Genomic DNA, 8,251 nt, shown 5'->3' with positions numbered 1-8,251 from the left:
ACCGCATGAGCGTCGACAACCTCGCCGACTGGATCGCCACCCGCGGCTACACCGCCTGACCAGCAGCCCCGCACCACGCAACGACGACAAGGGCCGACCCCCACCCGGGGGCCGGCCCTTTCGTCATACCGTTGTCGGGCGTGAGGCGCGGGGGCGACTCAGCCGCCCGAGTCGGCCAGTTCCGCGCCCTCGGGGACGGTGTCGTCGTCGCGGCTGGCCAGCCAGCCCTCGGGAAGGAAGACCTTGCCGGGCGAGTTGGTGCGACCGCGCGGCTGGCCCAGCGTGGCCACCGGAAAGGGCTCGGCCGGGTCCAGCTTGCCGAGCAGGTCGTCGAGCTGGGCCAGGCTCTCGATCATGGCCAGCTCGCGGCGCAGCTCGCTGCCGACGGGGAAGCCCTTGAGGTACCAGGCGACGTGCTTGCGGAAGTCCGTGCAGCCGTCCCGCTCGCCCCGGGCGGGCGTACGCGAGCCGGCGGTGAACTGGTCGACCAGCAGCTCCGCGTGGCGGCGCATGGTGCGCGCCACCTCGCCGAGGGTGGGTAGCCGGCGCTCCGGCCGGCCGTCGAACGCGGCCTCCAGGTCGGCGAAGAGCCACGGGCGGCCCAGGCAGCCCCGACCGATGACCACCCCGTCGACGCCGGTGTGCGCCACCATCCGCAGCGCGTCGTCGGCCTCCCAGATGTCGCCGTTGCCGAGCACCGGCACGTCGAGGGCCTGCTTGAGGGTGGCGATGGCGTCCCAGTCCGCCGTGCCGGAGTAGCGCTGCGCGGCCGTACGCCCGTGCAGGGCGACCGCCGCCACGCCCGCGTCCTGGGCGGCGAGGCCGGCCTCGACGTACGTCAGGTGGTCGTCGTCGATGCCCTTGCGCATCTTGACCGTGACCGGCACCCCGGCGGGTGACGCGGCGTCCACCGCGGCCCTGACCAGCCGGGCGAAGAGCCGGCGCCGCCACGGCAGCGCCGAGCCGCCGCCCCGGCGGGTGACCTTGGGCACCGGGCAGCCGAAGTTGAGGTCGATGTGGTCGGCGAGGTCCTTCTCCACCACGATCCGCACGGCGGCGGCGGTGATCTCGGGGTCGGTGCCGTAGAGCTGGAGGCTGCGGGGCCGCTCGTCGTCGCCGAACGCGATCATGCGCAGCGTCTTCGGGTTCCGTTCGACCAGCGCGACGGTGGTGATCATCTCGCAGACGTAGATGCCGCCGCCCTGCTCCCGGCAGAGCTGCCGGAAGCCGACGTTGGTGATGCCGGCCATCGGCGCGAGCACCACCGGGGGCCACACCTCGTGCCGCCCGATGGTCAGCGGGCGCAGTGCGGGAACGGTCGGCGCGGTCACCGGACAAGTGTACGGGGGCCTGGCCGGCGCGTTCCCCCGCCGGCCGGGCCCCCGTAGTCGCCGCTCAGCAGCCGGGAAGGCGCTCGATCAGGTAGCGCTCGACCTGGTCGAGCGCGATGCGCTCCTGGGCCATGGTGTCCCGGTTCCGCACGGTCACCGCATTGTCGTCGAGAGTGTCGAAGTCGACCGTCACGCAGAACGGGGTGCCGATCTCGTCCTGGCGGCGGTAGCGGCGGCCGATCGCCTGCGAGTCGTCGAACTCCACCACCCAGCGCTTGCGCAGGTCCGCGGCGAGACCCTTCGCCTTGGGCGAGAGCGCCTCGTTGCGCGACAGCGGAAGCACCGCCACCTTGACCGGGGCCAGGCGCGGGTCGAAACGCATCACCGTGCGCTTGTCCACGCCGCCCTTGGTGTTCGGCGCCTCGTCCTCGTCGTACGCCTCCAGCAGGAAGGCGAGCACCGCGCGGGTCAGGCCGGCGGCCGGCTCGATGACGTACGGCATCCAGCGCTCGCCCTTGGCCTGGTCGAAGTAGGACAGGTCGACGCCGGAGTGCTTGCTGTGCGTGGTCAGGTCGAAGTCGGTGCGGTTGGCGATGCCCTCCAGCTCCGCGAACTCGGTGCCGCCGAACTGGAAGCGGTACTCGATGTCGACCGTGCGCTTCGAGTAGTGGGAGAGCTTCTCCTTCGGGTGCTCGTAGAAGCGCAGGTTGCCCTCCGACAGGCCCAGGTCGAGGTACCAGTTCCAGCGCTCGGAGAGCCAGTACTCGTGCCACTGCTCGTCCGAGCCCGGCTCGACGAAGAACTCCATCTCCATCTGCTCGAACTCGCGGGTGCGGAAGATGAAGTTGCCCGGTGTGATCTCGTTGCGGAACGACTTGCCGGTCTGGGCGATGCCGAACGGCGGCTTCTTGCGGGCGACCGTCTCGACGTTCTTGTAGTTGACGAAGATGCCCTGGGCGGTCTCGGGCCGCAGGTAGTGCATGCCCTCCTCGCTCTCGACCGGGCCGAGGAAGGTCTTCATCAGGCCGTTGAACATCTTCGGCTCGGTGAAGGTGCCCTTGTTGCCGCAGTTCGGGCAGTTCAGCTCGGTCAGCGAGGCCGGCGGCTTGCCGTGCTTGGCCTCGTACGCCTCCTCGAGGTGGTCGGCCCGGAACCGCTTGTGGCACGACTGGCACTCGGTCAGCGGGTCCACGAAGGCGTCCAGGTGACCGGAGGCGGCCCAGACGTCGCGGGCCAGGATCACGGCGGAGTCGAGGCCGACCACGTCGTCGCGCTGCTGGACCATGGTCTTCCACCACTGGCGACGGACGTTCTCCTTCAGCTCCACGCCGAGCGGACCGTAGTCCCACGCCGACCGGGTGCCTCCGTAGATCTCGCTGGAGGGGAAGACGAAGCCTCGGCGCTTGGCGAGGCTGACGACGGCGTCGATACGGTCGGCTGGCATGTTTCCTCCTACGCCGACTGGCGGTCGGCGGGGACGCGGTAAGGACGGAAGGAACAGTTCGGGACAACGGTACGACCCGTGCCGTCCCGGGCCCAGCAGAATACCGGTGGCGGGTCAGCTCACCCCGCACACCTCCATGCCACCGGTCTGCTGGTCCTGCCCGAGGGTGACCTCCTGGCGGTCCTGCTGGCCGCCGGTGTAGGTCACGTCGACGGGCACGGTGAGGGCGACCGCGTCCACGTCGCCCACCCGGAAGGTTGCGATCTGCGGCTCGGCGGCCACCCGGCGTTCGAACTCCCGGCGTGACTCGCGCCGCTGCGCGTCGTCGCAGAGCTGGTCGTACGCCGCGCCGTACTTGCGCTCGACGAGCGCCTGGTAGTAGTCGGTGGAGACGGTGCGCCCCTGCTCGCGTACGGCCTGCACCCCCGTCACGGCCAGCCCCACCACGGCCGCGCCGCCCCCGCCGCAGCAGAGCAGCACGGCGAGCGCCCCGGCGCCCAGCCCGAGCCAGAGGCGGGTGTTGCGCCCCTCGGTGGGCGGCGCCGCGAACGGCGGGGTGACCCCCGGCCCGGCGGGCGGGGCGGGCGCGCCCGGGTCCCCCGGCGGGCCGGGCACGGCGGGCGGCTGCGCCCCCTGCTGGCCGGGCGGCGGAGGGTACGGCGGCGGGGTCGCCGGTCCGGGAGCGGTCATGCAAGCAATGTAGTGCCCACGGGCTCAGCGGTAAGGAGCAGCGGCCCGATCGCTGGCGGTCCGGACGACCTCCCCGCCGGGGGCGGCGCTGGCGAGCGCCTCGTACGCCGACGGTTCGTCGAGCGACTCGGCGAGCAGCGGCACGGCGGTGATCTTGACATCGAAGCCGCCCAGGGCCCGCCGGTAGGTGCCGACCGACTCCCACTCGGTGACCAGGCACCAGTGTCGCGGGTCGTCCAGCGCCCGGACGACCTGGCCGCGCAGGTAACCGGGGCGGGCCGCGAGCGCGGCCAGGGCGGCGTGCGCCCGCTCGGTGAACTCGTCGGCGACATCGACGTCCACCACGAACCGGTTCGTCACCAGCACGGGGTTCCTCCTCGTAGAGTCTGTGGGATGCAGCGTACGCAGAGCCGGATGCCGGCCCGGTTGGCCCGGGCGAACCCGACGACGGTGTTCCTGGTCACCCTCGTGCTGGTGCTTGTCGCGTTCTTCACCCCCGGCGTGGTCGGCGGGCTGTTCACCCTGCTGCTGGCAGCGGCGGTGGCCGCGCTGCTGGTCACCACCTGGTCGGTGCAGACGGCGCCGACGCGGGTGATCCGGCTGGTGGCGCTCACCCTGCTGGTCACCGCGGGCCTGGTGAAGCTGTTCTGACATGCAAGCATGCGTTTTTGACAATCATTATCGTTGTCGCGGACAGTTCATGGCATGAACATCCGCTCCGCCCCACGTACCCTCGCCGTCGCCACCGCCGCCCTGCTCGCCCTGGGCGGTGTCACGGCCTGCTCCGACGACGGCACCGCCGGCGCCGACCCGCAGCGGGTCGACGTGGTGGCGGCCTTCTACCCGTTGCAGTTCCTCGCCGAGCGCATCGGCGGCGACGCGGTGAAGGTGACCAACCTGGTCAAGCCCGGGGCGGAGCCGCACGACCTGGAGCTGAACCCGGGCCAGGTGGGCCAGGTCGCCGAGGCAGAGCTGGTGGTCCTGCTCAAGGGCTTCCAGCCGGCGCTGGACGAGGCCGTCGAGCAGAACGCCAAGGACCGCGCGTTCGACGTGTCGACCGTGCAGCCGCTGATGGACGCCGCCGCGGGCGGCCACGACCACGACCACGAGGGCGAGGAGCACGCCCACCCCGAGGAGTCGGCCAAGGCCGAGGAGCCCGGCCACGAGGAGAACGGCGCCAAGGACCCGCACCTCTGGCTGGACCCGACCCGCCTGGCCACGGTCGGCGACAAGCTCGCCGAGCGGCTCGGCAAGGCCGACCCGGACCGCGCCGCCGACTACACCGCCCGCGCCGGGGCGCTGCGTACCGAGCTGGAGAAGCTGGACGCCGAGTTCACGACCGGGCTGAAGACCTGCCAGCGGCGGGAGATCGTGGTCAGCCACACCGCCTTCGGCTACCTGACCGAGCGCTACAAGCTGGAGCAGATCGGCATCACCGGGCTCAGCCCGGACAACGAGCCCGCCCCGCAGCGCCTCGCCGAGGTGATCGAGGAGGCCCGGGAGCACAAGGCCACCACGATCTTCTTCGAGACGCTGGTCAGCCCGAAGGTGGCCGAGACCATCGCCAAGGAGGTCGGCGCGAAGACCGCCGTGCTGGACCCCCTGGAGGGGCTGACGCCCGGCGGCGGCGACTACCTTTCGGTGATGCGTACCAACCTTGCGACCCTGAGGACGGCGTTGAGCTGCCAGTGACATCCCCAGTCATCACCGTCGCGCACGGGGTGGTCGGCTACGACGGCCGCCCCGTGCTGCGCGACGTCTCGTTGACCGTGACCGCCGGCGAGGTGGTCGCGGTGCTCGGCGCCAACGGCTCCGGCAAGTCCACCCTGATCCGCGCGGCGCTCGGCCTGGTGCCGCTCAGCTCCGGGTCGGTCACCCTCTTCGACCGTCCGTTGCGCCGCTTCCGGCAGTGGCACCGCATCGGGTACGTCCCGCAGCGCCTCGGCGCCGGCAGCGGCGTACCGGCCACCGTCCGCGAGGTGGTGGCCTCCGGCCGGCTCGCCCGGCGCGGGGTGCTGCGCCCGCCCGGCGCGGCGGACCGGGCGGCGGTGGCCGCCGCGCTGGAGGCGGTCGGGCTCGCCGACCGGGCCCGCGATCCCGTGGCCACTCTCTCCGGCGGGCAGCAGCAGCGCACCCTGATCGCCCGGGCGCTGGCCGGCCAGCCGGAACTGCTCGTCCTCGACGAGCCCACGGCCGGGGTCGACGCCGCCAGCCAGGAGGCGTTCGCGGGGGCGCTGCACGGCTTCGTCGCCGGGGGCGGCACGGTGCTGCTGGTGGCCCACGAGCTGGGGCCCCTGCGACCGCTGATCACCCGGGCGGTCGTCGTACACCAGGGTGGGATCTGCCACGACGGCGCGGTGCCCGAGCCCGCCGGCCACCACGCGGAGCCGGACCACGACCACGTGCACCCGCACGGTCCCGACGAGCCCGCCGGGCTGTGGAGCAGCTGAGATGGAACTCTTCCAGTACCCATACATGCAGCGGGCCCTGATCGGGGCGCTGATCATCGGTCTGGCCGCCCCGGCGCTCGGCATCTACCTGGTGCAGCGGCGACTCGCCCTGATCGGCGACGGGGTGGGGCACGTGGCGCTCACGGGCGTCGGCGCGGGCCTGCTGCTCAACCGCTCACCGGTGCTCGTCGCGGTGCTCGTGGCGACCCTCGGCGCGGTCACCATCGAGCTGGTCCGCGCGCGGGGGCGCACCTCCGGCGACCTGGCGCTGGCCCTGCTCTTCTACGGCGGCATCGCCGGCGGCGTGACGCTGGTCGGGCTCTCCGACAGCACCAGCGCCAGCCTGAACTCCTACCTGTTCGGGTCGCTGAGCACCATCACGCCGGCGGACCTGACCACCATCGCGGTGCTCGGCGCGGCGATCGCGGTGACCATGCTGGCGTTGCGCCCGGCCCTGTTCGCGGTCTGCCACGACGAGGAGTACGCCCGCGTCTCCGGGCTGCCGGTACGCACGCTCAACCTGCTGCTCGCCGTGGCCACCGCGGTCACCGTGACGATCGCCATGCGGGCCGTCGGGGTGCTGCTCATCAGCGCCCTGATGGTGGTGCCGGTGGCGACCGCGCAGCAGGTTACCCGGGGTTTCCGCAGCACGATGACGGCGGCGATGGCGCTCGGGCTCTTCGCGGCCGGTTCCGGGGTCTGGGTGGCGGCGAACGCCGACACCGCCCCCGGCGCCTCGGTGGTGCTGATGGCGATCGCCTCGTTCGCGGTGGTCGCGGTCCTCGGGGCCGGGTGGCGGGTGCTGCGGCGGCGCACCCCGGACGCCGCGCCCGTACCCGAACCGCACGAGGTCGTGCTCCACTGATCCTGGTCAGCGCTGTGTCGGTGGGATTGGTTACCGTTACGGGGTGACCGACGGATCAGGCTACGACGCCTTCGAGGGCGCCAGCGAGCTGTTGCGTGCCCTCTCGGCGCCGATCCGGCTGGCCATCGTCAGCGAGCTCGCCGAGGGCGAGCGGTGCGTGCACGAGCTGGTCGACAAGCTCGGCGCCGCGCAGCCCCTGGTCTCCCAGCACCTGCGGGTGCTGCGGGGCGCCGGCGTGGTGCGCGGCTCCCGGCGGGGTCGCGAGATCGCGTACGCGCTGGTCGACGAGCACGTCGCACACATCGTGGCCGACGCGGTGAGCCACGCCGGGGAGGGATCATGATCATGACGGGTGCCACGGTCCGCAACACCCGGCAGCGCTCGGCGGTGAGCGCGCTGCTCGGCGAGCTGGAGGGCTTCCACAGCGCGCAGGAGCTGCACGCGATGCTGCGCGAGCGCGGCGAACGGGTCGGGCTGACCACCGTCTACCGCACCCTCCAGGGGCTCGCCGACACGGGCGAGATCGACGTCATGCGCCCGCCGGGCGGCGAGCACCTCTACCGCCGGTGCAGCGAGGGCCACCACCACCACCTGGTCTGCCGCTCCTGCGGCCGCACCGTGGAGGTGGCGGGCCCGACCGTGGAGAACTGGGCCGAGCGGGTGGCGGCGAAGCACGGCTACGCCGACGTCAGCCACACCCTGGAGATCTTCGGCACCTGCCCGGCCTGCGCGGGCTGAGCCGCCCCGAGGGCACGGCGGCGTTCGCGGCGCGTGGCCGGGCGGCGCCGGGCGTGGCACGCTGTCCGGCGTGAAGATCTACGCCGATCGTTTCCCGACCGCCGTCCGACAGTTGATCACCGACCTGCTCGTCGTCGTCTGGGTGTACGGCGCGATCCGTGGCGCGCTGTGGCTGCACGACCTGGTGCAGAAGCTCGCCGTACCCGGGCAGAAGCTGGAGGGGGCCGGCGGCGGCCTCGCCGACAACCTGGCCGACGCCGGCGGCAAGGTCGGCCGGGTGCCACTGGTCGGCGACGAGCTGACCGCGCCGTTCGAGCGGGCCGCCACCGCCGCCCGGGGGCTGGCCGAGGCGGGCCGGGACCAGCAGGAGCTGGTCGACCAGCTCGCCCTCGCGCTGGCCGTCGCCGTGCTGGTCTTCCCGCTCGGCCTGGTGCTCTTCGGCTGGTTGCCGCTGCGGGTGCGCTGGATGCGCCGGGCCGGCTCCGCCGCGAAGCTGGCCGCCGCTCCGGCCGGCCGGGACCTGCTCGCCCTGCGCGCGCTGGCCACCCAGCCGCTGGGCCGGCTGACCCGCATCGCGCCCGACGTGGCGGAGGCGTGGCGGGCCGGCGACGACGCCACCATCGACGCCCTCGCCACCCTGGAACTACGCCACCTGGGCGTGACCCGCCCCCGCTGACCCCACCCTCCGCCCCGCCCGCCCCGCCCGCTCCGCCCCGGCCAGGCCCGCTCCGGG

Annotated in this window: 11 protein-coding genes; 7 read left to right on the top strand and 4 right to left on the bottom strand. The window is 73.0% G+C overall.

What is annotated here, in order from left to right:
- Nucleotides 1-158: 158 nt before the first annotated feature.
- The 4 genes from dusB to AC5L34_RS27630 form a co-directional block, all read right to left on the bottom strand.
- Nucleotides 159-1,331, bottom strand: a complete 1,173-nt coding sequence (gene dusB, locus AC5L34_RS27645) for a tRNA dihydrouridine synthase DusB (RefSeq protein WP_441177849.1) — start codon at nt 1,329-1,331, stop codon at nt 159-161.
- Between the two features lie 64 nt (nt 1,332-1,395).
- Nucleotides 1,396-2,775 carry a glycine--tRNA ligase gene (locus AC5L34_RS27640; protein ID WP_088998919.1) on the bottom strand — a complete coding sequence of 460 codons (1,380 nt, stop codon included), beginning with the start codon at nt 2,773-2,775 and terminating at the stop codon, nt 1,396-1,398.
- 114 nt (nt 2,776-2,889) lie between these two features.
- Nucleotides 2,890-3,465 (bottom strand): Rv0361 family membrane protein, encoded by a 576-nt coding sequence (locus AC5L34_RS27635; RefSeq protein WP_250102365.1) that lies wholly within the window; start codon nt 3,463-3,465, stop codon nt 2,890-2,892.
- A gap of 24 nt (nt 3,466-3,489) precedes the next feature.
- Nucleotides 3,490-3,831, bottom strand: a complete 342-nt coding sequence (locus AC5L34_RS27630; protein ID WP_494827635.1) for an antibiotic biosynthesis monooxygenase family protein — start codon at nt 3,829-3,831, stop codon at nt 3,490-3,492.
- A 27-nt stretch (nt 3,832-3,858) separates the two neighbouring features.
- Between AC5L34_RS27630 and AC5L34_RS27625 the strand changes: the two genes are divergently transcribed.
- The 7 genes from AC5L34_RS27625 (at nt 3,859) to AC5L34_RS27595 (ending at nt 8,194) form a co-directional block, all read left to right on the top strand.
- Nucleotides 3,859-4,116 carry a hypothetical protein gene (locus AC5L34_RS27625; protein WP_088998917.1) on the top strand — a complete coding sequence of 86 codons (258 nt, stop codon included), beginning with the start codon at nt 3,859-3,861 and terminating at the stop codon, nt 4,114-4,116.
- 54 nt (nt 4,117-4,170) lie between these two features.
- On the top strand, nt 4,171-5,157 hold the full coding sequence (locus AC5L34_RS27620) for a metal ABC transporter substrate-binding protein (protein WP_441177848.1): 987 nt from the start codon (nt 4,171-4,173) through the stop codon (nt 5,155-5,157).
- Nucleotides 5,154-5,915, top strand: coding sequence for a metal ABC transporter ATP-binding protein (locus tag AC5L34_RS27615; RefSeq protein WP_088998915.1), 762 nt, complete (start codon nt 5,154-5,156; stop codon nt 5,913-5,915). Before AC5L34_RS27620 ends, AC5L34_RS27615 begins: the two co-directional genes overlap by 4 nt.
- A 1-nt stretch (nt 5,916) precedes the next feature.
- On the top strand, nt 5,917-6,780 hold the full coding sequence (locus tag AC5L34_RS27610; protein ID WP_494827632.1) for a metal ABC transporter permease: 864 nt from the start codon (nt 5,917-5,919) through the stop codon (nt 6,778-6,780).
- Between the two features lie 43 nt (nt 6,781-6,823).
- Nucleotides 6,824-7,123 carry an ArsR/SmtB family transcription factor gene (locus AC5L34_RS27605; protein WP_088998913.1) on the top strand — a complete coding sequence of 100 codons (300 nt, stop codon included), beginning with the start codon at nt 6,824-6,826 and terminating at the stop codon, nt 7,121-7,123.
- A 2-nt stretch (nt 7,124-7,125) separates the two neighbouring features.
- Complete coding sequence (locus AC5L34_RS27600) at nt 7,126-7,518, top strand: Fur family transcriptional regulator (protein WP_172896644.1); 393 nt, start codon at nt 7,126-7,128, stop codon at nt 7,516-7,518.
- Between the two features lie 70 nt (nt 7,519-7,588).
- Nucleotides 7,589-8,194, top strand: coding sequence for a hypothetical protein (locus AC5L34_RS27595; protein ID WP_441177847.1), 606 nt, complete (start codon nt 7,589-7,591; stop codon nt 8,192-8,194).
- Nucleotides 8,195-8,251 lie beyond the last annotated feature (57 nt).

The organism is Micromonospora sp. ZG13 (genome assembly GCF_059359355.1).
This window is presented reverse-complemented; position numbering and strand designations above follow the sequence as displayed.

What these genes read in the sequence shown, in the direction of transcription:
- AC5L34_RS27610 (WP_494827632.1), top strand. Translation starts at nt 5,917, where the DNA reads ATGGAACTCTTCCAGTACCCATACATGCAGCGGGCCCTGATCGGGGCG.
- AC5L34_RS27600 (WP_172896644.1), top strand. Translation starts at nt 7,126, where the DNA reads ATGACGGGTGCCACGGTCCGCAACACCCGGCAGCGCTCGGCGGTGAGC.
- AC5L34_RS27620 (WP_441177848.1), top strand. Translation starts at nt 4,171, where the DNA reads ATGAACATCCGCTCCGCCCCACGTACCCTCGCCGTCGCCACCGCCGCC.
- AC5L34_RS27625 (WP_088998917.1), top strand. Translation starts at nt 3,859, where the DNA reads ATGCAGCGTACGCAGAGCCGGATGCCGGCCCGGTTGGCCCGGGCGAAC.
- AC5L34_RS27640 (WP_088998919.1), bottom strand. Translation starts at nt 2,775, where the DNA reads ATGCCAGCCGACCGTATCGACGCCGTCGTCAGCCTCGCCAAGCGCCGA.
- AC5L34_RS27635 (WP_250102365.1), bottom strand. Translation starts at nt 3,465, where the DNA reads ATGACCGCTCCCGGACCGGCGACCCCGCCGCCGTACCCTCCGCCGCCC.